Raw genomic sequence first — 22,790 nt, 5'->3', positions numbered from 1 at the left:
CCATCTCTTTTGCTCTATTCCTCGCCCTGCGGCGCAAATTCCCGTACAAAACACTCTTTCACATCGGTATATCCGTCCTGTGCAAGCTGGTCTTTCTGGAATTTCTTATTTTTCTTCATATTGGAAACCAGTACCTGATATCCCTTTGCCCGCTCTTCCTTCGCAAGGGCTAAAATCCGGGTCACACCTTCAGAAGGCATCCCTTTTTCAATCAGATAGGCTTTCTTCTCTTTCTTTGTCGGAATCTGGTAGCCGCTCTCTAAAAGCAGAAGGACAATGCGTTCAAATCCGATGGAGAATCCACAGGCCGGGGTATCCTGTCCCGTAAACTTTCCGATCATCTTATCGTAACGTCCGCCGCCTCCCACAGATCCACCGAACTCGTCCATGGAAATTTCAAAAATCGTACCGGTGTAGTAGGACATTCCCCGAACAAGCGTCGGATCGAAGCGCATCGCAAAGTCCGCTTCCTTCGTCTCCTCCACGGTGGAGATAATCGTCTCAAGCCCCTCTGCCACTTCCGGCTCCAGATACCCGGCAAGCTTTTCTTTCAGGTAGTGGATTCCCTCCAGATCGTTCGTCACTTCTTTAAATAAGGTCAGGTAGGTATCTACGACGTTCTCCTTATATCCCGCTTCTTTTAACTCCATCTCCACCCCTTCCGGACCGATCTTATCCATCTTGTCCAGAATGATGAAAACCTCATCAAAGCTCTCCTTAGCAAACCCGCTGTAACCAGCCATAGCCTTTAAAATCTGTCTGTCATTAATACGGATCGTAAAATGTCTGAAATCCAGCTTTCCGAGCAAAGTGCTGGTAGCAAGGATCAGCTCTATCTCCGCAAGATTAGACGGCTCGCCCAGAATATCGATATCGCACTGCATAAACTGGCGGTATCTTCCTCTCTGCGGACGGTCTGCTCTCCAGACATTTCCAACCTGGAGCGCCTTAAATGGGGACGGCAGCTCGTTTGCGTGGTTAGCATAATAACGGGACAGTGGTAGTGTCAAATCATAGCGCAGCCCTCCATCTACCAGATCTGACTCCGTCTTTGCTGTCTCCAGATTCAGCTTTGCCCCACGCTTTAAGATCTTAAAGATCAACTGCTCGTTCTCTCCTCCCTGTTTACTGAGAAGATTTTCGATATGCTCCACACATGGAGTCTCAATCGCGGAAAATCCAAAGGTACGGTATGTATCCTTAATCATCTGTATCACATAGTCCCGGATCTCCATCTCCCGTGGGAGCATGTCATTCATTCCGGTGACCGGTTTTTTCTTTAATGCCATAGCCATTCTCCTTTTCGCTCTATCATCTCATCGATCCGGGCGATGTACTCGTCTACCTGCTTCACATTTTCAATGCGGATCAGATTCGTCATCTTGTGCTTTTTGCTACCCGGCATCTCGACGGCTTTGGGGAGGACAATCTTCGTAGAAGCGCCTGCTCCGGCCGCCACAATGGACTGCTTTTCCTCCATAATTAGTATATTGTAAATTCCCGCTTTGTCAACCTCTGCATATCCGACATTCTCAAAATTCCCCGCCATATTTTTCTGTCGGTACAGATAATACGGCACAAGCCCCATCTCGCCTGCACAGCGGTAAGCCGCGTCAATCATTGCGGTAAGATCCCCGGCGCTTGCTGTATGCCCGGTAAATCCCTCCCCGCTTCTTTGCTCCTGCCGAAGCCTGGAAGCACGCTTGATGGCAAGAGCATGTACCGTCAGGCTGTCCGGGCCAAGTGCCTGGACCTTTGTCAGGGTGTCTTCCATATCCTCCGGCGTCTCCCCAGGAAGACCTGCAATCAGATCCATATTGATATTGTCAAATCCAAGTTCTCTTGCCACACGAAATGTCGTAATCACATCCTCCACTGTATGCCGTCTTCCAACCAGATCCAGTGTCTTTTGCTGCATCGTCTGCGGGTTGACGGAAATCCGCCCAATCCCGTGCCTTTTGAGCACTTTAAGCTTCTCCCTCGTAATACTGTCCGGACGGCCTGCCTCCACGGTAAGCTCCAGAAGATGCTCATAGGAAAACTGTTTTTCCAGATGGGTGAAAAGTCTGTCCAACTGATCAGCTCTAAGAGATGTTGGAGTCCCACCGCCAAGGTAGATCGTATTGAGCTTTTTCTCCCTGGAAACTGCAGCAATATAGGACAGTTCCTTACAGAGGGCTTCCAGATACGCATCTGTCTTCTCCAGATACTGACTGATCGGGTAGGATGTAAAAGAACAATACGAACAGGTCGTCGGACAGAATGGTATCCCAATATACAGGCTGTATCCATTCTCATAGTCTAACCGGGAAAGAAGCCTTTTTTCCCGCTTGGCAATGTCAAGCCCTAGTTTGGCTTTCTCCCCGGAAACAAAGTGCTCCTTTGTGATCCAGTCCAAAATCCTGTCATCCGGTACTCCCTCTTCTAATTTCTGCATCAGCATCTTAGTCGGGCGCACACCGGTCAGACTCCCCCAGGGCAGGCTCTTTTTCGTGGCTCTGCACAGCTTTTCATAAAGCGAACGGACTGCCAGATGTTTTTTCTCTCCTCTGTCCATCTGCAAAAGCTCTGTTTTCTCGCCGGCCAGCGTGACGCAAAAACAAGAATCACAGTCTGATTCAATTCTGATCTGTGACTCTTGCTCCTCGTCTACCTGCTGTTCGATTTCTTCGTCCGGATAAAAAGCTTTCAACAGATGATACGCATCATAAGTATATAAAGTATCATTACATGTCAGCTTCATTATGATTTCTCCTACACATGTCTTCTCAGAAATGGATTGTATTTCTTCTCTTCACCGATCGTCGTAGCATCCATATGTCCCGGCAGGACTTTCGTCTCATCCGGCAGCGGCAAAAGCTTATCCTCGATGCCCCGCACAAGATCTGACATACTGCCGCCCTCAAAATCCGTCCGTCCAACCGAATGGTGGAACAGTGTGTCGCCACTGAACAAAATCCCTTCCGACGCAACATAATAGCAGACTCCCCCCGGTGTATGTCCAGGTGTGAAAAACACCTGGAAATCGTATCCCGCAAGCCGAAGAATCTTCCCGTCCTGTACATAGACCGCCTCAGAAAAAGTATAGCCCTTCGTATAGATATCGGACTGGTTCCAGTGGGCGTCAGTAATCAATCCCGCTTCTTTCTCTCCCACATAGACCGGCACATCATAAACCTTGCGGAAACCATCGATCCCCATAATATGGTCAAAATGGCCGTGAGTCAGGAGGACTGCCTTCATGGAAAGTCCCTCCTCCTCAATAAAGTGCATCAACTTCTTTGTACAGGCGGCCGGATCCACAAGTACGGCCTCCTTTGTAGTCTCATTGTACGCAACATATGTGTTTGTGCCGATAATCCCTGTTACAAACGTCTCTATCTTCATTTGGTCCTCTTTCCGGCCTCTAGCCTGTTGTCCTTTCTATATCAATCACATTTTCAATCTGTCTGAGCTTGCCGATCAGACGTCCCATCTCTTCTTTGCCTCTTACGACAAAGCCCATCTCCACAGTAGAAACGCCCTTCTTACTTGTGCGGACATTCATCGTCTTAATATCGATCTCTGTTTCCGTAAAGACTCTCGAGATCTCCATCAGCGTCCCGGGCTTATCCTCGACATACATCTTGATCTCCGCAAAATACTTGCCTTCGGAAGCCTCATCAGCATCTGCCTCCCACTCCACCGGAATCAGTCTTGCCCGCTCCCTCTCCGTCAGGTGCAGGACGTTGATACAGTCCGTCCGATGGATCGTAAGCCCCCTGCCTCTCGTCACAAAACCCACAATCTCATCTCCCGGAAGTGGATTACAGCACCTGGAAAACCGTACCGCCATGTCGTCAATCCCTTTGACGATGATTCCGCTCTTGGATTTGGCAATGTGAACTACATTCTTTGATGCCTCCGCTACTTTCTCCAGAACAGCCTCATCCGTAATCTCCTGTCTGTGATCTTTATTGTACTCATCCGCAAGGCGGTTTACAATCTGGCCTTCTTTGAGTCCTCCATGCCCGATAGCCGCCAGGACAGAATCCCAGTCCTTAAAACCATATTTCTGCTGTACGATCTGCTGATATTTTGGCTTCAGCAGATTGCCCTGTTCCAATCCTTTGGACTTACAGTAGGAGACCAGCATCTCTTTCCCACGAATGATATTTTCTTCCTTAAACTGCTTCTTAAACCATTGGTTGATCTTATTCTTCGCCTGGGTGCTCTTGACAATATTGAGCCAGTCCCGGCTTGGTCCTTTCGAATTCTGGGAGGTCAGGATCTCGATTCTGTCTCCGTTCTGGATTTTATAATCCACTTTCACAAGCTTTCCATTCACTCTTGCACCTACCATTTTATTACCTACCGCACTGTGGATGGCATAGGCAAAGTCAATCGGTGTCGACCCGTTTGGTAAATTTTTAACGTCGCCGTTTGGCGTGAAGCAATAGACATCTTCAGCAAACAGATCCAGGTCTCCCTTGATTAGGCTTAAAAACTCCCGGTTATCCGACATATCTTTCTGCCAGTCCAGAATCTGGCGGAGCCAGTTCAGCTTCTCCTCCTCCTGCGCCTTGATATTCTTTTTCCCGTCGTTGGACTCCTTATACTTCCAGTGAGCCGCAATACCATACTCTGCTGTCTTGTGCATCTCTTTCGTCCGGATCTGGATCTCAAACGGCTGTCCTACAGTACTCATCAGTGTGGTGTGAAGTGACTGATACATATTGGGCTTTGGCATGGCAATGTAGTCCTTAAAGCGTCCAGGTACCGGCGTATACATCTCATGGATCACTCCCAGGGCCGCATAACAATCCTTAACTGTATTCACGATGATACGCACCGCAAAAAGATCGTAAATCTGATCCACGGTCTTATCCTGGTTTACCATCTTTTTATAAATGCTGAAGAAATGCTTCACACGGCCATTGACTTCTGCCTGAATATTGGCGTTCTCCATATGCTGGGAGACTTCTTTTACAATCTGTGCCACAAACTCTTCCCGCTCAGTCTTTCTCTCGTTGATCTGCTGCACCAGGTCGTAAAAAACCTCCGGGTGCAAATATTTCAACGCCAGATCATCAAGCTCGGTCTTGACCTTGGAAATACCAAGTCTCTGGGCAATGGGAGAGTAGATATCCATTGTCTCCCTTGCCTTTTCCTTTTGTTTTTCCGGTTTCATAAACTGGAGTGTCCGCATATTATGAAGCCGGTCCGCCAGCTTGATGATAATAACCCGGATATCCTTTGCCATAGCAAGGAACATCTTCCTTAAATTCTCCGCCTGCATCTCCAGCTTATCCGAGGAATAAGAAAGCTGCCCTAACTTGGTAACGCCATCCACCAAAAGGGCCACATCCTCCCCGAAATCTCTGGCAATATCCTCCTTCGTCTCTTCGGTATCCTCTACCACGTCGTGCAGGATGCCGGCAGCGATTGTCTCCTTATCCATCTCCAACTGTGCAAGGATAATTCCAACCCACAGGGGGTGAATGATATATGCCTCCCCGGATTTTCTGAACTGATTTGCATGTGCCTTACTCGCCAGCTCATACGCTTTCTCTATCATCGAAACATCTGCCGATGGATGATATTTACGAATATGCCCGATCAGATACTGGTACAGTTCATCCGGATCTTGATAATCTTCAGGCTCTTTGACCGCATGACCGTCTACAATCCGCAGTCCCTGGCGGACTTCCGTCGTCACTTCTTCCGGTCTGATTTTTTCTGCCATATCAATCCCCTCCTTTTCCTGTTTTTCTCCCGCTTTACTCTCAAATATCATGTCGTTTTTTGGAATATATTTTTTAGTATATCATTATTTCAAAAAAGTGTAAAGCAAAGCAAGAATCCATTTTTCGTATGACCTGGCCGTATCCTTCTCTTTTTACAGTATTACCGATAATCCAAAATGGTAATCTGCAATGTCTTTTTCCCCATATATTCATTGACGCCCGGATAATAAGTGACATCCATGAAAAGATCCTGTCCTCTTCCGGAAAGAAGCTGCTCTCTGGCGTCTGGGCCGTATTTTTCTGAAAGACAGGAGAAAAACGACTCCATCTCTCCGAAAAAGACAGCTTCCATAATAGTATGATCCTCGTCCATCACTTCCAGCTTGAGAACGTTTTGATGTTTCCCGAGCAGTCTGCCCCGCAAAAGGGAAAGCTTCCTCTGTGCAAAGACCGGTTTGGTATTCCCTTTTCCAAACGGTTCCAGAAGCGAAAGTTCCTTGATAAACGATTCCGTCACCTCACAAAGCGGAAGCTGCATATCAATGACTATCTTCTCCGTCAGCTCCCGTTCGGTCAATGTTGTCTGGTCATTGAGTGCTTTTCGCAAAAAGAAAATGTTCTCTTCCGGCAGGGAAAGCCCCGCCGCAAGCCGGTGCCCCCCGAAACGGGTGAGAAGATTCCTGCACTTGCACAGTTCGTCATACATATGATATCCCTCAATGGAACGACCGGAACCTTTGGCTCCTTCCTCAGCCCTTGTAAGGACGTACACCGGCTTATAGTAGCGCTCCCTCAGACGACCTGCCACAATCCCCGCAATGCTCTCATGACATTCCGGCAGATAAACGACCAGCACCTTTTCTTCTTTCAGTCCGGTTGTCTCCACCTGGATCACAGCTTCTTTGACCGCCTCCTCGGTCAGATTTTTCCGGCTGTCATTTAGGGCTTTTAAGTCTCCCGCCAGAAGATCTGCCTCCTTCTGCGTACCGGCACACAGAAGTTCCAGCGCCCGTTTTGCGGTATCGAGACGTCCGCCCGCATTGATGCATGGACCGATGACAAAGCCGATATGGTAGGCTGACAGGCACTCCTTGTTGACTCCGGTACATTCCATCAACGCACGCAGCCCCAGATTCTTTGTTCTTTTCAGCATCTCGAGCCCCTGCGCGACGAAAATCCGGTTCTCATCCCTCAGATCCATAACATCCCCGACGGTAGCGATGGCTACATTCTCCATCAGATAATCCACATCCTCCGGGTCTTTTCCCATCACGTTGTACAAAGCCTCGATGAGCTTATAGGCTACTGCTGCTCCGCAAAGCCCCTTGTACGGATACAGGCAGTCCTCCCGTTTGATATCCACCACCGCGTCTGCGGGAGGAATCTGGAACACCCTCGTCCCATCTTCCTTTTCTTCATAGGGTACCTCGTGATGGTCGGTAACAATGATGGACATCCCCATGCTTTTTCCGTAGGCAATCTCATTCTTCGCCGCAATCCCGTTATCACATGTAATAATCGTATCGATATCATCATCCAAAGCCCGGTCGATCAAATCAATATTCAGCCCGTAGCCATCCCGGATCCGGTCTGGAATATCATAATCCACCCGGGCTCCAAGGCCGGTAAGCCCTTCCAGAAGAATATATGTGGCATTGACGCCATCAATGTCATAATCCCCGATAATGCGGATGCTCTGACCTTCTGTGATCTTCTCTTTCAACAAATCGACAGCCTTGTCCATGTCTTTCATCAGCATCCCGTCGTACAGATCCGCAATGGTTCCGTTCAGGTACCGGTCCACCGCTTCCTCCCCGATAATATCCCGGTTGCGGATCAGTGCCGCCGTCCTTGGATGAATATGAAACCGCTCCCCTATTTTCGTAAAATTGCCGCCCTTTCTGAGCAGTACCCAGTTTTTCATCTGTATTCCTCCACTGAAAAGCAAAAGGATGCCGCAAGATCCTGGTGATCCATCCTGCCGCATCCCTTTATTCGCTCTATTTCTTTTTCCCTGTTTCCGTTTTTACAACCTCTTTCTTCTTTCCGACTTTGGTCTTCATCACATACCAGAGCGCACCTGTAATGCACACCGAAGAGTACGCGCCACAGATGATACCCGCCATCAGAGGCAGGGCGAACTCTCTGACCGAAGCAACTCCAAAGAGGAACAGGAAAAATACCATGATAAAGGTCGTAAGAGAGGTGTAGATACTTCTTGTCAGCGTCAGTGTAATACATCTGTTTACAAGCTCGGCAAGAGCTTCTTTCTTCTTTCGTACCTTTAATTCTTCACGGATACGGTCGAAAATCACAATCGTCGCATTGATCGAGTATCCGACGATGGTCAGCATACAGGCGATAAAGGTGCTTCCCACGGTAATTCTGGATACTGCATAAAACGCAAGTACCACCAGTACATCGTGTACTAAGGCCGCCACCGCACTGGTTGCAAACCGGATATCCTTAAACCGGAGCCAGATGTAAAGAAGCATACAGATGGTGGAAATCACAACCGCAATCACCGCATCTTGTCTCATCTCCGCACTGATGGTAGAGCTGATACTGGAATAGGTAATTTCCGAATCCTTGATTTCAAACTTATCTGCCAGAGCCTGGTTTAATGCCTCTCTTTGCTGAAGGCTCAAAGCCTTTGTTCTGATGATAATCTGATTACTTTCCTTTACTTTCTGTGTCTGTACTTCCGAATCTCCTGTTGCCTCCTCGATAACCGGAACAATCTCGGACTCGATCTCGGAAATGCTGTAGTCTTCATGGAACGCTACATTCGTGGACGTACCACCCTGAAACTCCAGACTGTAGTTCAGCATACCGTTCCCTTTGATCTGGTGATATCCCATCACGCCAAATCCAACCACGATGACCGCCAGAGAGATGGCAAAACAGAGCGCTTTCTTGCTGAGGAAATTGACCGGCTTTCTCTCTTTCCATTTCTTTGCATAGAATTTCTCATCCCGGATTCCCACTGCATAGAAGGAGTATACAATCATCCTTGTAATTACCAGAGCCGTAAACATCGATATGACGATACCGAGCGCCAGTGTCTGTGCAAATCCACGAACTGTACCGGAACCACGGAACCAAAGTACTGCAGCTGCAATCAATGTCGTAACATTACCGTCCACAATGGCTGAGAGCGCTTTATGGAAGCCGCCTTTTAAGGCGTTTCGCACACTCTTTCCCGCGGAAATCTCCTCCTTCACTCTGGCGAAAATGATGACGTTTGCATCCACCGCCATGCCAATGGAAAGAATGATACCGGCAATTCCCGGTAAAGACAACGTAATATCAAATGCATTTAGCAGCATCAGCACAAGCCCTGTGTAAATCAAAAGTGCAAGTCCCGAAGCAAGTCCCGGAAGCAGATAGACGATCATCATAAAGAGGATCACAACCGCAAGTCCGACGGCACCCGCATACAAGCTTGTGCTGATCGCCTCTTCACCGAGCTGGGCTCCCTCTACCTGGGAATTCAGCTCTTCCAGCTCCAGGGAAAGTCCGCCGATCCGGATAGAGGCCGCCAGGTTCTCTGCTTCTTCAAAAGTTGCCATACCGTCAATATATGCTGTTCCTCCGGTGATCGCCTCATTCACTCTTGGGGAACTGATCGTCTCCCCATCATAAATAATGGAAATCTGGTTTCCTATGTTCTCCTTCGTAGCCTCGGCAAACTTCTTGGATCCCTCTTTATTGAGCTGGAGCTCTACCATATACTCGTTGGCTCCTGTAGTCTGATCCTGGCCGCTTTTTGCCTCAGCAGTCTTGATATCGCTTCCCGTAAGTACCGTTTCCCCGTCAGACGTCTGGAACTCAAGAGTTCCCGGCTGACCGAGTTCTTCCAGGATTTCATTGGCGTCCGATACACCCGGTATGGAAATACTGATCCGTCTGTCGCCTTCCTGATATACACTCGCCTCCGTGCTGTAGGTCTCCACACGTTTTTGCAGCTTGTAGACCGTATCCCTCATATCTTCATCCGACGGGTTCTTCTCCTTCGTCTGATAGGTGATACTGACCCCGCCGGCCAGATCCAGGCCAAGTTTGATATTTTTCATAGCCCCACTGTGGGATCCGCCCCATCCGAAACTCACTGTATAGGCCAAGAGTGCTATCATCAGAATCGTCCCAAGAAGTCCTGCGATCCCTCTGCTTTTCTTCATATCTTACACCCCCTTCTCTTTAAGCCTGCCGGCTCTCTTCCCCGATGTCCGCCAAAGCAGCTTTTATCATAATCGCACACTCTACTCTTTTTCTCTCCATCTCACATCCGATATCATAAGCATCATGTAAGGTTCCCTCGAAATGGTAGGAGTTTGCCATACAGCCGCCGCTGCAATAAAATCTGGCGAAGCAGTTACGGCATTTCTCCTTGGAGTATACATTGCAGCACCGGAACTCATCCGCAATCTCAGGCTTTGTAATGCCATCGTCTACATTTCCCATCAGGAAGTCCTCATCCCCTACAAACTGGTGACATGGATAGAGATCTCCCCACGGCGTTACTGCCAGGTACTCTGTGCCGGACCCACATCCGGAAAGACGTTTGGCAATACAAGGACCTCCTTCCAGATCGATCATAAAATGAAAGAAATTGAATCCTTTTCCTTCCTTTTCTCTCTGGATCATATAGCTTGCAAGCTTATCGTATTCCTCGAAAATCTGCGGCAAATCTTCCTTGCGAATAGCATAAGGATCTGTCTCATCCCCTACCACCGGCTCAATGGACATCTGCTGAAATCCCAGATCTACGAAATGGCGTACGTCCTCGGAAAAGTCCAGATTCTGTCTGGTAAACGTTCCCCGGACATAATATTTCTGCTGGTTCCTGCTCTTTGCAAGCTTCTGGAATTTCGGAACAATCAAATCATAGCTTCCTTTTCCATTGCGAAATGGCCGCATCCTATCATTGATCTCCCGTCTTCCATCCAGACTTAACACCACATTGTCCATCTCCTGATTGATAAACTCCTGGACCTCGTCGTTCAAAAGCACGCCGTTTGTGGTAACAGTAAATCGGAAATGCTTGTCGTGAATCTTCTCCTGCTCTCTTCCGTATGCCACCAGGTCTTTGACAACCTGCCAGTTCATCAGAGGCTCGCCGCCAAAGAAATCTACTTCCAGGTTTCTTCTGCTGCCGGAATTGGCGATCAGGAAATCCAGTGCTTTCTTTCCGACCTCAAAAGACATAAGCGCCCGTCTTCCGTGGTATTCTCCCTCTTCGGCGAAACAGTACTTGCAAGCCAGGTTGCAGTCATGCGCGATGTGGAGGCAGAGCGCCTTCACTACTGTCTTTCTTTTCATTACGTCCTGGATGCAGGCTTCGTGCGTATCCGGTGCAAAAAGCTGTCCGGCCTCGGTAAGCTCGGCAAGATCGTCAAGAACCGTGTCAATTTCCTCCGGCTCATATGTATTTTCAAACTGTGCTTTTATTGCTTCTCTCGTTTTGGCCGTCTGTATTGTGCTGGCCGTCTGCTCCGGATGGATCGCATTTAAGGCAGCGATTACATCGTATCCCATCTGGTCTACGACATGCACGCACCCACTGTTGACATCCAGAACAATATTGTATCCGTTATTCTGGTACTGGTGAATCACTATCGGTACCCCTTTCTTTTTTCTTTGAACATCAAGAGACAGCGACCAAAAAGCCGCTGTCTTTGTACCCTTCGTTTATAAGTCCTGACTGCCTATTTCTTCTGCTCGCAGGTCTGGTTTCCTACTGTACAGGAAGTCTTACATGCTGACTGGCAGGATGTCTGGCATTCTCCGCATCCGCCCTTCTTCATCGTGTTGTTTAAGGTCTGTGTATTTAATGTTTTAATGTGTTTCATCCTGATTTCCTCCTTCTGCCTTTTGCTAGAAGATATTATAGCATAGCCTCCTTCTTTTTAAAAGCCCTTTTTTCGCAATCTCACGGATGACCTTTGCAGGCCGTTTGATGGCGCCGCACATCTTTTGTTCTCTATGACAACATACCGCCCAACATCCCACCTGCGGCGCACAGTACCAATGTCGTCACGATCTGCATCACATCTCCCTGAAGGGTGTGATATACGCCAAAGGAGACCAGTACCAGCAGAAGGAAATACAAAATCCCAAGCATGAGCCCCCAGATAAATTTGCGGACTTTCTGAAGCTTTCCGATTAAAAATCCTCCGGCAAATGCGGAGACAACATAAATTCCGGTAATCCCTGCCGTCACTTTGCCCTTATCCAGATTCAGTTTATAAAGCAGCACTGCCAGCACCAAGAGCAGGATTCCGGTAATGATATAAGATACCAGAAGTGCCTGAAAAATCCGCATAACCCCTGATTTTTGTCCCTTTACTCTCATCGCATCCTCCTTGTCCTGTTTCTAAGACTATTGTATGATGCGGGCTTGCGCTTTATGACTATGCTTCCATCTGACTTCCGAGAAATGTGGCAGCACACTGGGCAAGCTTCTGACAGATTTCCTTGGATGCTCCCTTCTCCTCTTCCTGCCACAAAAAAACGACAGCGCCGATCACATCGCCTCCCGTAAGAACCGGGCACACCAGGCTCTCAAGGTAGTCCAGATTCTTATATTTCAGCAAAGGAACCATCCCCTTTTCTCTCACCCCTTTTTGTACCATCCGGCGTTCCTCCAGAAGTCCCACGAACTCCTCTGAAATCTCCTGGTCCGCTACATCCTTTTTCCCTGCCCCGGATGCAGCGATCACCTTTTCCATGTCTGTGATACACGTCAGCACTCCCGATGCCTGGGAAAGGCTCTCCGCATAATTCTGTGCAAATGTATAAATTTCTCCAAGCGGGGAATATTTTTTCAGAATCACTTCTCCATCTTTTCCTGTAAAAATCTCTAAAGGCGTGCCCTCCCGAATCCCCAGTGTCCTTCGGATTTCCTTTGGCACGACGACTCTTCCAAGATCATCGATTCTTCTTACAATTCCGGTTGCTTTCATATCGGTCTTGTTCCCTCCATTTCACAATATAACCGTTATTTTCCACGGTTCCACATAAGGCTAGTATCCGCAAAAGGAAAAATTTTATTCTGTTTGCACTTTTTCTTAAGAGATAGTAAAATAGAAAAAAACACGAGGAGGTCGAGCAGACGATGAGTAAAATTGACGACGTAAGAAAAGAAATGGTCGTTGCCATGAAAGCCGGCGACAAAGCAAGAAAAGAGACGCTCTCTTCTCTTCTTGCCGCTCTCAAAAATAAAGCTATCGACAAACGGGAGGATCTGACAGCCGAGGAAGAGGTGCAGGTTGTATTAAAGGAGATCAAGCAGACGAAAGAGACTCTGGAGATGACCCCGGCGGACCGCGCTGAGATCATCGCCGAGTGCAGGGCTCGCATCGCAGTCCTCGAAGAGTTTGCGCCAAAGATGATGGATGAAGAAGAGATCAAAACTGTGATCTCCTCCGTCCTCTCCGATCTGGAGCTGACAACGCCGACTGCAAAAGATAAAGGAAAAATAATGAAAGAGCTGATGCCGAAGGTAAAAGGAAAAGCCGACGGGAAGCTCGTAAATGAGCTGGTCAGCACGTTCTTTGTATAACGCCTTCATCAGATGATAACCATAAAAGAAGCAGCCTACTCGGCTGCTTCCTCTGCGTTATCTGTATTGTCCGTATTCTCGGAATCGTCTGTATTCTCTTCATCCGTACTGTCTTTACTAGTAGAGTTATCCGTACTGTCGGAGTCATCCTCCGCTTTCTTCACCGCAACCCCTTGTTCGTTAAAGTCGATTTTTTTCCAGACGTCCTTATTTTCCTTAATCTTTGTATCGTCTTTCCATCCCTCGACGATCTCATTGTAACAGTCATTCTCCCGTTCGGAGATGATCTGCTGCTTCTTATTATCTGTGGCTGTCTGATCAAATGTGGAAGTCACCTTTGCCACATAGTATCCGGAATCGGTCTCGATCACGTCTGTCACCTGTCCTGCATCCAGCTTGTCAGCCGCAGCGATGACTTCCTCGTTCGGAGACGTCGTCTCAGAATCAAAGGTCAGATCCAGCGCGGAGGTTTCCTGGTCTTTTGCTGCCTGCTCAAAATCCGTGCCTCCCTTAACTGCATCTAAGAATGTATCTGCTTTTGTCTTAGCCTCTTCCTTTGTATCGGATGTGCTCTCAGAGTCCTCGCTCTTTGACTCCTCGGAATAAGTAAATGCCACATACTGCATCGCTTTCTGAGCCGCCTCTTCATCGGAAACCTTGCGGTCTACATCCTTTAACATCTCTGTCCGCATCTTCTGCTGGATCGTAAACAATTGAAGAACTTCTTCCACCGTCTCTTTATCCCCTGAGATCACTTCCCGGACATTTTCGCCGTTCGCTTCTACGAAAGCATCTGCTGCCTCCCCGATTGCTTTTTTCTCGTCCTCTGTCAGGGAAACATCATAATCCCCCACGTGTTCATTTAAAAGATAAAGCTCCTCCAGAGACTGCATAATTGTCTCTTTCGCCGACTCTTCATAAGTCGTATCGTCGTCGACTTTTGTCGTCCACATATTTTCTCCCAGCATGGAACTGTAATAAGTCTCATACATTGCCTGCTGATATCTTGCAAAGAAATTTGCTATATTCCCTTTAATCTCTGTTTTACCTACTGTCGCAACAACGTCGCTGTCCTTAATCGTCTCTTGCCCGCAGCCTGCCATTGCCCCCGCCGCTATCACGGCAGTCAGAAGGACAACTGCCAAACGCTTTTTCATAATATCAAAAGCCTCCTTCGTATTTCTAACTACCCTATTATATCCGGTTTCCCTTTTACAATCAATGTTTTTATGTCATTTAACAGATTTTTCACGACTTCCAGGATATCCGGATCTTTCTCTTTGCGATTTCGCTTTTTCTGCTCGTAAAGGAAATATGGAGGTGCGTCATTTTTGAATAGCAATTCTCCTTTTCTTCGCTCCAGAAGTTTGGGAATCTCCTGAACCTGCACTTTTGCCTTTTCATACATCGTGATTTTGAGTGTGCTGCCTTTTTGCTCGATGGCCGTCACATACACGGAGTGGGCAAGAGCCTTGATCCGTGCAATCAAGATGAGTTTCTGTACTTTCTTAGGAATATCCCCGAAGCGGTCGATGAGCTCTTCCATCATATCGTCCATCTCGTCTTCTGTACTGATGAGGGCAATCCGCTTGTAAATATCGAGTTTTTGGTACTCGTCCGGAATATAGGAGGCCGGAATAAATGCATCCACATTCAGGTCGATCGTCGTGGTAAAGCTCTCCACCTCATCCTGATCTATACCTTGTTTCATGCCTTTAACTGCCTCGTTTAACATTTTACAGTAGAGATCATACCCTACTGCCTCCATGTGGCCATGCTGTGCTTCTCCGAGAAGATTTCCTGCTCCCCGTATTTCCAGATCCCTCATGGCAATCTTAAATCCCGATCCCAGATCGGTAAACTCCCGAATCGCCGCCAGACGTTTCTCCGCCACCTCCCGTAAAAGCCGGTCTCTCCGATAAAGGAGAAAAGCATAGGCCATCCTGTTGGACCGTCCTACACGGCCCCGAAGCTGGTATAACTGAGAAAGCCCCAGTTTGTCCGCGTCGTGGATAATCATCGTATTGACATTAGAAATATCAAGCCCGGTCTCAATAATGGTTGTAGAGACGAGCACGTCGATATCCCCATTGATGAAATCATACATGATCCTTTCCAACTGATGCTCCCGCATCTGCCCGTGAGCGTAAGCCACATTTGCCTCCGGAATCAGGCTCTGGATACGGGCTGTGATCTCCGCAATGTCTTTTACCTTATTATAAACATAATAGACCTGCCCCTGTCTGGAGAGTTCCCGCACGATGGCCTCCCGTACCATCTCATCCTGATATTCCATGACATACGTCTGGATCGGCATCCTGTCCATCGGTGCTTCCTCCAGCACGCTCATATCCCGAATTCCGATGAGGCTCATGTGGAGGGTTCGTGGAATCGGGGTAGCCGTCAGTGTCAGAACGTCCACATTTTCCCGGAGCTTTTTTATCTTCTCCTTGTGTTGAACACCAAAACGCTGCTCCTCGTCAATCACCAGAAGTCCCAGATCTTTAAACGTCACATCCTGACTTAAAATCCGGTGGGTCCCCACAAGAATATCCACCTGCCCTTTCATCAGATCTTCCAGTGTCTTCTTCTGCTGAGCAGGCGTCCGGAAACGGCACATCAGATCTACCCTGACCGGAAAATCCTTCATTCTCTGCACAAGTGTGTTGTAATGCTGCTGTGCCAGAATGGTGGTCGGCACGAGAAATGCAACCTGCTTATTCTCCTGTACAGCCTTAAAAGCGGCTCGGATCGCCACCTCAGTCTTTCCAAATCCCACATCTCCGCAGATCAGACGATCCATAATCTTATGGCTTTCCATATCCTTTTTCGTGTCCTCGATGGCCGCCAACTGGTCATCCGTCTCCTCAAAGGGAAACATCTCTTCAAACTCTTTTTGCCATACAGTATCCGGCTCGTAGGCATAGCCGTCCTTTTCCTGACGCGTCGCATAAAGCTCTACGAGATCTCTTGCAATCTCCTGTACGGCTTTTCGTACCCGCGTCTTCGTCCTCTCCCAGTCCTGGCCTCCCAGCCGGTTCAACTTGGGCTTCTTTGCATCCGCGGAAGCGTACTTTTGGATCAGATCCATCTGGGTGGCCGGAATATAAAGATTGCCGCCCCCGGCGTAGGAGATTTTCATATAATCCTTCTCAATCCGGTCCACTTCAATCTTCTCGATTCCCTGATAGATACCAAGGCCATGATTTTCGTGTACCACATAGTCCCCCGGCTTTAAATCCGTAAAACTCTGGATCTTCTCCCCCTCATAGATCTTTCTGCGCTTCTTTCTCTTCTTTTTTCCGAAGATATCCGTCTCAGAGATAACGGTGAATTTCAGCATCGGATATTCATAACCCACTGCCACGTGGCCGTAGGAGACAAAAATCTCCCCCGGCTTTACCAGGCGGTTTGGATCTTCATCATAAAAGCTGTTTAAATCATAATCCCGCAGATCTTCTGCCAATCTCCTGGCTCTTGTCCGGGAGCCACTCAGAAGGATCACCCGGTATCCATTTCGCTTCAGCCGCTTCAAATCCCTTGTCAGGACTTCAAAACTGCTGTTATATGGGTTGACATTCTTTGCCAGGATACTGTAAGTCTCCCGCACATGGAATTCCTTCAGTTTTCCTTCCAGCGCGGTAAACCCAATACTATGATAGCTATTTAAAAGCCCCACAATCTCACGCACCGGAAACATCCGGATCTCATCCTCCTCTGTCTTTGAGGTCCGCTCCGCTTCCTCTCTTCTTTCCTGCGCCTCTTTGACCTCCTCCTCGATTGTCAGCCCTCTCTCATATAACCTTGCAGGCTCATCCAAAAACAGAAGTGTCTCCTCCGGCTGAAAATACTGCAAAAAAGAAACTCCTTGTTTTCCGGAGACTGTATCCGATGCCGGGTAGAAAGTGATCTCCTCCCGGTTTTCCACAGACCGCTGCGTCTCCACGTCAAACGTCCGGATGGAGTCGATCTCGTCATCCCAGAATTCAATCCGCACCGGCATCTCTTCTGTCAGGGGGTACACGTCCAAAATCCCACCTCGTACAGCAAACTGCCCTGGTCCTTCAATCTGGATTTCTCTGTCGTATCCCATCTTGGAAAGTCTGACCTTTAATTCCTCCAGGTCCGACATGTCTCCCACGCGCAGGGTAAAGATCTGTCCATTGATGCCGGACGGAGGACGGACGCCGTCCATCAAAGCATCGATTGTCGTCACCACCGTGACCTTCTCCTCCTCCCGAAGCGCCCGAATCACTTCCATCCTCTTCTGAGTCAGATATTTTCCCCGGATATCCGCACGGTAAAACAGAAAATCCTTTGCCGGGTAGAAAAAGACCCCGGCATCCAGAAACTGGTATTCCTCCAAGATCTCCTTTGCCTTTTCCTCATCCTGCACAACATAAAGCACCCGTCTGTCCTCCCTGGCAAGGGCATAGGCGAGGTGTCCTTTCTGTGATCCGGTACTTCCGGCAATCTGAATCATCCCCGGTTCCCGGTATTTTGTCTTCTGAATAGTATCAAACTCCGCAAGCTCCAAAAGAGGCGCCGTAAAAGCCTTCATCGTGTCTTACTCCCTTCCATCAACCTTTGCGGTTAAACTGATTCATCGCCTCACAGACGTCACCATGTAAAGCCATCCTCACGGCCTGTACCGCCTTTTCGTAGGCTTCCTCCATCTTCTCTTTGTCCTCTCCTTCAAAATGTCCCAGCACATAATCCGCCAGATCGTAGCCCCTTGGCTTTTCTCCGACTCCGATCTTGATCCGCAAAAACGCGTCATGTCCCAGATGGGAGATGATGCTCTTGATACCATTATGTCCGCCGGCGCTTCCTTTTTTGCGGATCCGGAGCTGTCCCACATCCAGGCTGATATCGTCATAAATGACAATCAGATCCGTTTCCTCGTCCACCTTATAATAGTCCACCAACTCCCGGATACTCTCTCCGCTCAGATTCATAAAGGTCTGAGGCTTTGCGAGTATCACTCTGAAGCCGTCGATCACACCCCTGCCGATGAGCGCCCGGTGCTTTCTCGTGTCCACTGCTATATGGTATTCCTCCGCAATTTTGTCTATGACATCAAACCCTACATTGTGCCTGGTCCCTTCGTATTTTAATCCCGGATTTCCTAATCCTACGATTATAAACATGACTTTCTACCTCTCTTTTTTCGTATCTTTTTATTTTACCGTAAAAACCCTCTTTTGGCAACGCTGCATACAACGTACACAAAAATCTTCGTTTTCAAACAAGTTTGAACTCAGATTTTTTGTGACTTTGTGCATGGCTGAACTGTTACTTTCATATATAGTATAAAGGCAACATCTCACTGTACTGCCAGATTTGACATCTTACCGAAAGGAGAGCTTTTGACTTATGAGTTCCAAAACAAAAATCGTCGTATTTCACATGAAGGAGATCATCTACACCGCCATTTTTGCCGCCCTTGGGATCCTCCTCATCCTGCTTCTGCTCTTTATGTTCCTGCCCGGACATACAAAAGGAAAGCAGACATCCAAAGACTATAAGCCCGGAATCTACACTGCCAGCATGACACTCAATAATACACCTCTGGAAGTGGAGGTGTCCGTGGACAAAAACCATATCAATTCGATCCGGTTTGCCAACCTGGACGAAAGCGTGGAAACGATGTATCCCCTTGTCCAGCCGGCCATGGAAGAAATCGCCGGACAGATTATCAAGTCCCAGTCGACAGACAAGATCAAAGCCGGCGAGGATGACTCCTATACATCCAATCTCATCTTGGATACAATCCAGAAGGCACTGAAAAAAGCCGAGGCAGACTGATATGCTGCCCCGGCTTTTCCTATCCTTCCACGACCAGATACTGTCCTCCCGGAAGTGCGAACACTTCGGATGCGTCCTCAATCTCCCCAAGTGTCATACCGTCCACATCCGCTCCGTACTCATCCAGATAATCTCGAACCTCTTCTAAAGAATCCAGTACGACTGCCATACAGTCCTCCAGAAAAGCCTCCGCCTCCTCCGGCGTCTCCGCCACCGGCTCGTCAAATAGCTGGGATTGTTCTCTTAAGAACACTTCCAAACATTCTTCACTAAATCTCTCCATGCGTCTCCTCCTTGCCCTTTTGTACTGTCACCACCGAAATCAGCTCTTCCGGGTGATCGATCACCACATGGGCCCCTGTCTCATACAGAAGCTCTTTGGAACGAAATCCCCAACTGACACCGACAGTTTTAACTTTTGCATTGTTTCCGGTGTGCATATCCACATCCGAATCTCCGATGTAAACACACTCCTCCCGTGTGATGCCCGCGCGTTCCAGAATGGAAAGCACTGCCGCCGGATCCGGCTTTCTCGGAATCCCTTCCTTTTGTCCCTGCACGGCATCAAAGAAATGATCTCCGAAAAAGGTTCGTACCACATCCCTCGTTTGGCCGTCCGGCTTATTGGAAAGAACTGCCAGAAAGACCCCTTCTTTCTTTAATCGCTCAAGCATCTCTTTGATTCCATCATATGGCTTTGCGTGATAGGTGCAATATTTTGCAAAAACATCGCTGTAAACTGCCATGGCCTCTTCCATACGGGACATCTCTTCATCCCCACACGCCCGCAGGGTACACTCCAAAAGCTTTCTAGCGCCGTTTCCCACAAACCTCCTGCACTGTTCCATCGTAATTGGAGGAAGTCCCATCCTTTCCATGGTCAGATTCACAGAATAAGTAATGGATTCTAATGTATCTGTCAATGTTCCGTCCAAATCAAAAATACAAGCTTTATACATCTTTCTTACTCCATTCTCTTGTTTCATACCATTTACAAGTATAGCATAATATAGGATCTGGAAAATTTCAACACAAAAGAACGCCCCCAGGGAAAAGTTAGTCGCTGTTCCCTGAAAACGTTCTGTTGGTTTTTCTGTCTGATCGTTTCTTTTCAATCCAGATACTGGCGCATCAGACGAAGTGCGTTTTTCTCCAACCTGCTCACCTGCGCCTGGGAAATTTTCACTTCCTTTGCCACCTCCATCTGAGTCTTCCCCTCGAAGAACCGAAGGCGGATAATATATTTCTCTCGCTCATTTAGGTGCTCCATCGCCGCCTGCAAGGACAGATCCTCAATCCAGCGCTCCTCTTTGTTTTTCTTATCGCTGATCTGATCCATCACATAGAGTGCATCCCCGCTGTCATTGTATACCGGTTCGTTTAGACTCACCGGAGCCTGAATGGCGTCCAGAGCAAAGACAATATCCTCCTTGGAAATGCCAATTTCCTCGGATATCTCCTGGACAGTCGGCTCCCGAAGATTCTTCTTGACGTAGTTTTCCTTGGCGTAGATCGCCTTGTACGCCGTGTCCCGCAACGAACGGCTGACCCGGATGGAATTATTGTCCCGCATATACCTGCGGATTTCACCGATAATCATCGGCACCGCATAAGTAGAGAAGCGAACATCCAGCTCTGTATTAAAATTGTTGACCGCCTTTATCAGGCCGATACAGCCAATCTGAAACAGATCGTCCGGATTTTCGCTGCTCCCCGCAAACCGCTTGATTACACTTAACACAAGTCTTAAATTTCCTTTAATGTACTTCTCTTTTGCTTCCTCATCGCCCTCCTTAATCCGGGCGAAAAGTTCTTCCTTTTCTTCCTCTTTCAGAAGCGGAAGCTTTGAGGTATTCACTCCGCATATTTCCACCTTGTTCAGTGCCATCGTACATCCTCCTGTCACAGCAAATCTGCCTTTCTAACAGAAATGATGTGCATACCGGCACACTCTTATACAATGATGGAAAAAATAAAAAAACTTTTAGTCCTTGACATGTTGCACGTTCGGATACTCTGATCAGTCGTTCCGATCCCACTTGTCTGCAAGATTTAAAATCTGACTTTCCAACTTAGCAAGATCTTTATTAGATAGCCCTTCGTTTTTCATTACCACGTCAAGCAGCCTCTTCGCCGCGGATACCGCACGGCCAAATATCTGATTTGCCCGGATTCTGGCAGGTTTTTCCGCAGATTTCTTCGGAATCCTGAGTCCCTCGCTTAAGATCTCATCCGTCAGAAGATCCACGGCTCCCCCAGAAAACGGAGCAAAAGCCTCATATCCGAGCGTCTCCTTGATGGAAGCCGCAAACTCGTCGGTCACCTGATCCTCCCCGTGGACGACAAACACATGACGGATCGGAGTCTCAAAGGCGGACAGCCAGTTTAAAAGCCCGTTTTTGTCCGCATGTCCACTGATACCCTCCAAGGCGCAGATCCTGGCATTAACCTCCACATTTTCACCGAAGAGTTTCACACATTCCGCACCTTCGATGAGTTTTCGCCCCAAGGTGCCGGCCGCCTGGTAACCCACGAACAGAACCGTACACTCCCTGCGCCACAGATTGTGTTTCAGATGATGGCGGATTCGTCCCGCCTCACACATACCGGACGCCGATATGATAATCTTTGGCTTCTCGTCGAAATTGATCTGCTTGGACTCTTCACTTGTAGTCGTCAGTTTCAGTCCTGGAAAACGGAGCGGGTTAACGCCCTTTTGTACTAGTTCCATGGCCTCCTCGTCAAAGCAACCCAACATGTTTTTATTAAATACATTGGTCGCTTCGATTGCCAGCGGACTGTCCACATACACTTCAAAATCCGGATATTCCGGCAGCAGGTTTTTCTCCTTGATCTCCCGGATAAAGTAGAGAACCTCCTGGGTACGGCCCACCGCAAAGGATGGAACGACCACATTTCCACCTTTTGCAAACGTCTCCCGGATCACTTTCGTAAAGTCGCCTACGTAGTCCGGAATGCCAGCCCCATGAATCCGGTTTCCGTATGTAGACTCAATCACTACATAATCCGCCTCCTTCACGGTCATCGGGTCCTTGATGATCGGTTGATTGATATTCCCCACGTCACCGGAGAAAACAATCTTCCTCGTCTCGCCCTCCTCCGTGATCCATACCTCGATACAGGCAGAACCAAGGAGGTGGCCCACATCGTTGAAGCGCACCTCCACACCATCGCAGAGAGAGATCTTCTGTCCATAATCACACGGGGCAAAAAGCGCTGCCGCGTCCACTGCATCCTGCATTGTATAAAGAGGTTCGTAAAACGGCGCCCCGCTTCTTCTGGCCTTGCGGTTTCTCCATTCTGCCTCAAATTCCTGGATATGCGCGCTGTCACGGAGCATGATGCCGCAAAGATCCGACGTTGCAAAGGTAGATACAATCTCTCCCTGGAAACCCTGTTTCACAAGGAGAGGCAGATTGCCGGAATGATCGATATGGGCATGCGTTAACAACACATAGTCTATCTCCGAGGCTGATACCGGGATCTCCTGATTTTCATACAGATCCGGTCCCTGCTCCATTCCACAGTCTACCAAAATGTGCTTTCCGCATACCTCCAAAAGATGGCAGCTTCCTGTTACTTCATGTGCCGCACCGATAAATCTCAATTTCATACCATCGCCTCTTTTCTTTTCGTATCGTATGTAGATATTGTATCACTTTTTTTCAGAT

20 protein-coding genes are annotated in these 22,790 nt (G+C 48.2%); 2 read left to right on the top strand and 18 right to left on the bottom strand.

Going from position 1 to position 22,790, the window contains the following annotated elements:
- Positions 1-14: 14 nt before the first annotated feature.
- From hisS to AOA56_RS01505, 11 genes are all read right to left on the bottom strand, one after another.
- Positions 15-1,289, bottom strand: a complete 1,275-nt coding sequence (gene hisS / locus AOA56_RS01550) for a histidine--tRNA ligase (RefSeq protein WP_053768796.1) — start codon at positions 1,287-1,289, stop codon at positions 15-17.
- Positions 1,280-2,746, bottom strand: a complete 1,467-nt coding sequence (hemZ, locus tag AOA56_RS01545; RefSeq protein ID WP_024732959.1) for a coproporphyrinogen dehydrogenase HemZ — start codon at positions 2,744-2,746, stop codon at positions 1,280-1,282. The genes hisS and hemZ overlap by 10 nt, the downstream gene beginning before the upstream one ends.
- Positions 2,747-2,754: 8 nt before the next feature.
- Positions 2,755-3,387, bottom strand: coding sequence for an MBL fold metallo-hydrolase (locus AOA56_RS01540; RefSeq protein WP_053768795.1), 633 nt, complete (start codon positions 3,385-3,387; stop codon positions 2,755-2,757).
- Positions 3,388-3,406: 19 nt separating this feature from the next.
- Entirely contained in the window at positions 3,407-5,725 is a 2,319-nt protein-coding gene (locus AOA56_RS01535; protein WP_024732960.1) for a RelA/SpoT family protein, read from the bottom strand.
- A 161-nt stretch (positions 5,726-5,886) separates the two neighbouring features.
- Positions 5,887-7,650 (bottom strand): single-stranded-DNA-specific exonuclease RecJ, encoded by a 1,764-nt coding sequence (recJ, locus tag AOA56_RS01530; RefSeq protein WP_024732961.1) that lies wholly within the window; start codon positions 7,648-7,650, stop codon positions 5,887-5,889.
- Between the two features lie 76 nt (positions 7,651-7,726).
- Positions 7,727-9,907 carry a protein translocase subunit SecDF gene (locus AOA56_RS01525; RefSeq protein WP_024732962.1) on the bottom strand — a complete coding sequence of 727 codons (2,181 nt, stop codon included), beginning with the start codon at positions 9,905-9,907 and terminating at the stop codon, positions 7,727-7,729.
- Between the two features lie 19 nt (positions 9,908-9,926).
- Positions 9,927-11,342: a thioether cross-link-forming SCIFF peptide maturase gene (gene scfB, locus AOA56_RS01520; protein ID WP_024732963.1), complete on the bottom strand. Its 1,416-nt coding sequence runs from the start codon at positions 11,340-11,342 to the stop codon at positions 9,927-9,929.
- Between the two features lie 92 nt (positions 11,343-11,434).
- Positions 11,435-11,578 carry a six-cysteine ranthipeptide SCIFF gene (gene scfA / locus AOA56_RS01515; protein ID WP_008976445.1) on the bottom strand — a complete coding sequence of 48 codons (144 nt, stop codon included), beginning with the start codon at positions 11,576-11,578 and terminating at the stop codon, positions 11,435-11,437.
- 25 nt (positions 11,579-11,603) lie between these two features.
- Positions 11,604-11,699, bottom strand: a complete 96-nt coding sequence (locus AOA56_RS16770; protein ID WP_390498888.1) for a PolB1-binding protein PBP2 family protein — start codon at positions 11,697-11,699, stop codon at positions 11,604-11,606.
- Positions 11,700-11,709: 10 nt separating this feature from the next.
- Positions 11,710-12,081, bottom strand: a complete 372-nt coding sequence (locus AOA56_RS01510; RefSeq protein ID WP_024732964.1) for a TIGR04086 family membrane protein — start codon at positions 12,079-12,081, stop codon at positions 11,710-11,712.
- A gap of 58 nt (positions 12,082-12,139) precedes the next feature.
- Positions 12,140-12,691 carry a stage V sporulation T C-terminal domain-containing protein gene (locus AOA56_RS01505; RefSeq protein WP_024732965.1) on the bottom strand — a complete coding sequence of 184 codons (552 nt, stop codon included), beginning with the start codon at positions 12,689-12,691 and terminating at the stop codon, positions 12,140-12,142.
- Between the two features lie 152 nt (positions 12,692-12,843).
- Here AOA56_RS01505 and AOA56_RS01500 point away from each other — a divergent pair, with 152 nt between their 5' ends.
- Positions 12,844-13,290 carry a GatB/YqeY domain-containing protein gene (locus tag AOA56_RS01500; protein WP_024732966.1) on the top strand — a complete coding sequence of 149 codons (447 nt, stop codon included), beginning with the start codon at positions 12,844-12,846 and terminating at the stop codon, positions 13,288-13,290.
- 35 nt (positions 13,291-13,325) lie between these two features.
- On the opposite strand, the gene AOA56_RS01495 is transcribed toward AOA56_RS01500, so the two are convergent.
- Genes AOA56_RS01495 through pth form a run of 3 tightly spaced genes read right to left on the bottom strand, consistent with a single transcriptional unit; the run spans position 13,326 to position 18,440 of the window.
- Positions 13,326-14,447 carry a peptidylprolyl isomerase gene (locus AOA56_RS01495; protein ID WP_024732967.1) on the bottom strand — a complete coding sequence of 374 codons (1,122 nt, stop codon included), beginning with the start codon at positions 14,445-14,447 and terminating at the stop codon, positions 13,326-13,328.
- Positions 14,448-14,476: 29 nt separating this feature from the next.
- Positions 14,477-17,851 carry a transcription-repair coupling factor gene (mfd, locus tag AOA56_RS01490; protein ID WP_024732968.1) on the bottom strand — a complete coding sequence of 1,125 codons (3,375 nt, stop codon included), beginning with the start codon at positions 17,849-17,851 and terminating at the stop codon, positions 14,477-14,479.
- 19 nt (positions 17,852-17,870) lie between these two features.
- Positions 17,871-18,440 (bottom strand): aminoacyl-tRNA hydrolase, encoded by a 570-nt coding sequence (gene pth, locus AOA56_RS01485; RefSeq protein WP_024732969.1) that lies wholly within the window; start codon positions 18,438-18,440, stop codon positions 17,871-17,873.
- 226 nt (positions 18,441-18,666) lie between these two features.
- Between pth and AOA56_RS01480 the strand changes: the two genes are divergently transcribed.
- Complete coding sequence (locus tag AOA56_RS01480) at positions 18,667-19,098, top strand: FMN-binding protein (protein WP_024732970.1); 432 nt, start codon at positions 18,667-18,669, stop codon at positions 19,096-19,098.
- 19 nt (positions 19,099-19,117) lie between these two features.
- Here AOA56_RS01480 and AOA56_RS01475 read toward each other — a convergent pair whose 3' ends face one another.
- The 4 genes from AOA56_RS01475 to AOA56_RS01460 form a co-directional block, all read right to left on the bottom strand.
- Positions 19,118-19,381, bottom strand: a complete 264-nt coding sequence (locus tag AOA56_RS01475; protein ID WP_024732971.1) for a glyoxalase — start codon at positions 19,379-19,381, stop codon at positions 19,118-19,120.
- On the bottom strand, positions 19,368-20,057 hold the full coding sequence (locus AOA56_RS01470) for an HAD family hydrolase (protein WP_024732972.1): 690 nt from the start codon (positions 20,055-20,057) through the stop codon (positions 19,368-19,370). Before AOA56_RS01470 ends, AOA56_RS01475 begins: the two co-directional genes overlap by 14 nt.
- Positions 20,058-20,209: 152 nt before the next feature.
- Positions 20,210-20,986, bottom strand: coding sequence for an RNA polymerase sporulation sigma factor SigG (sigG, locus tag AOA56_RS01465; protein WP_024732973.1), 777 nt, complete (start codon positions 20,984-20,986; stop codon positions 20,210-20,212).
- A 132-nt stretch (positions 20,987-21,118) separates the two neighbouring features.
- Positions 21,119-22,732, bottom strand: coding sequence for an MBL fold metallo-hydrolase RNA specificity domain-containing protein (locus AOA56_RS01460; RefSeq protein ID WP_024732974.1), 1,614 nt, complete (start codon positions 22,730-22,732; stop codon positions 21,119-21,121).
- Positions 22,733-22,790: the final 58 nt, after the last annotated feature.

It is taken from the genome of Sellimonas intestinalis (genome assembly GCF_001280875.1).
Taxonomy (GTDB): Bacteria; Bacillota; Clostridia; order Lachnospirales; family Lachnospiraceae; genus Sellimonas; species Sellimonas intestinalis.
The sequence above is the reverse complement of the archived record's forward strand: the minus strand, read 5'-3'. Positions and strand labels throughout refer to the sequence as shown.

What these genes read in the sequence shown, in the direction of transcription:
- AOA56_RS01510 (WP_024732964.1), bottom strand. Translation starts at nt 12,081, where the DNA reads ATGAGAGTAAAGGGACAAAAATCAGGGGTTATGCGGATTTTTCAGGCA.
- AOA56_RS16770 (WP_390498888.1), bottom strand. Translation starts at nt 11,699, where the DNA reads ATGTGCGGCGCCATCAAACGGCCTGCAAAGGTCATCCGTGAGATTGCG.
- AOA56_RS01540 (WP_053768795.1), bottom strand. Translation starts at nt 3,387, where the DNA reads ATGAAGATAGAGACGTTTGTAACAGGGATTATCGGCACAAACACATAT.
- AOA56_RS01525 (WP_024732962.1), bottom strand. Translation starts at nt 9,907, where the DNA reads ATGAAGAAAAGCAGAGGGATCGCAGGACTTCTTGGGACGATTCTGATG.
- hisS (WP_053768796.1), bottom strand. Translation starts at nt 1,289, where the DNA reads ATGGCATTAAAGAAAAAACCGGTCACCGGAATGAATGACATGCTCCCA.
- AOA56_RS01475 (WP_024732971.1), bottom strand. Translation starts at nt 19,381, where the DNA reads ATGGAGAGATTTAGTGAAGAATGTTTGGAAGTGTTCTTAAGAGAACAA.
- scfA (WP_008976445.1), bottom strand. Translation starts at nt 11,578, where the DNA reads ATGAAACACATTAAAACATTAAATACACAGACCTTAAACAACACGATG.
- AOA56_RS01500 (WP_024732966.1), top strand. Translation starts at nt 12,844, where the DNA reads ATGAGTAAAATTGACGACGTAAGAAAAGAAATGGTCGTTGCCATGAAA.
- AOA56_RS01505 (WP_024732965.1), bottom strand. Translation starts at nt 12,691, where the DNA reads ATGAAAGCAACCGGAATTGTAAGAAGAATCGATGATCTTGGAAGAGTC.
- sigG (WP_024732973.1), bottom strand. Translation starts at nt 20,986, where the DNA reads ATGGCACTGAACAAGGTGGAAATATGCGGAGTGAATACCTCAAAGCTT.
- AOA56_RS01480 (WP_024732970.1), top strand. Translation starts at nt 18,667, where the DNA reads ATGAGTTCCAAAACAAAAATCGTCGTATTTCACATGAAGGAGATCATC.
- AOA56_RS01460 (WP_024732974.1), bottom strand. Translation starts at nt 22,732, where the DNA reads ATGAAATTGAGATTTATCGGTGCGGCACATGAAGTAACAGGAAGCTGC.
- AOA56_RS01535 (WP_024732960.1), bottom strand. Translation starts at nt 5,725, where the DNA reads ATGGCAGAAAAAATCAGACCGGAAGAAGTGACGACGGAAGTCCGCCAG.
- recJ (WP_024732961.1), bottom strand. Translation starts at nt 7,650, where the DNA reads ATGAAAAACTGGGTACTGCTCAGAAAGGGCGGCAATTTTACGAAAATA.
- AOA56_RS01495 (WP_024732967.1), bottom strand. Translation starts at nt 14,447, where the DNA reads ATGAAAAAGCGTTTGGCAGTTGTCCTTCTGACTGCCGTGATAGCGGCG.
- AOA56_RS01470 (WP_024732972.1), bottom strand. Translation starts at nt 20,057, where the DNA reads ATGTATAAAGCTTGTATTTTTGATTTGGACGGAACATTGACAGATACA.
- pth (WP_024732969.1), bottom strand. Translation starts at nt 18,440, where the DNA reads ATGTTTATAATCGTAGGATTAGGAAATCCGGGATTAAAATACGAAGGG.
- mfd (WP_024732968.1), bottom strand. Translation starts at nt 17,851, where the DNA reads ATGAAGGCTTTTACGGCGCCTCTTTTGGAGCTTGCGGAGTTTGATACT.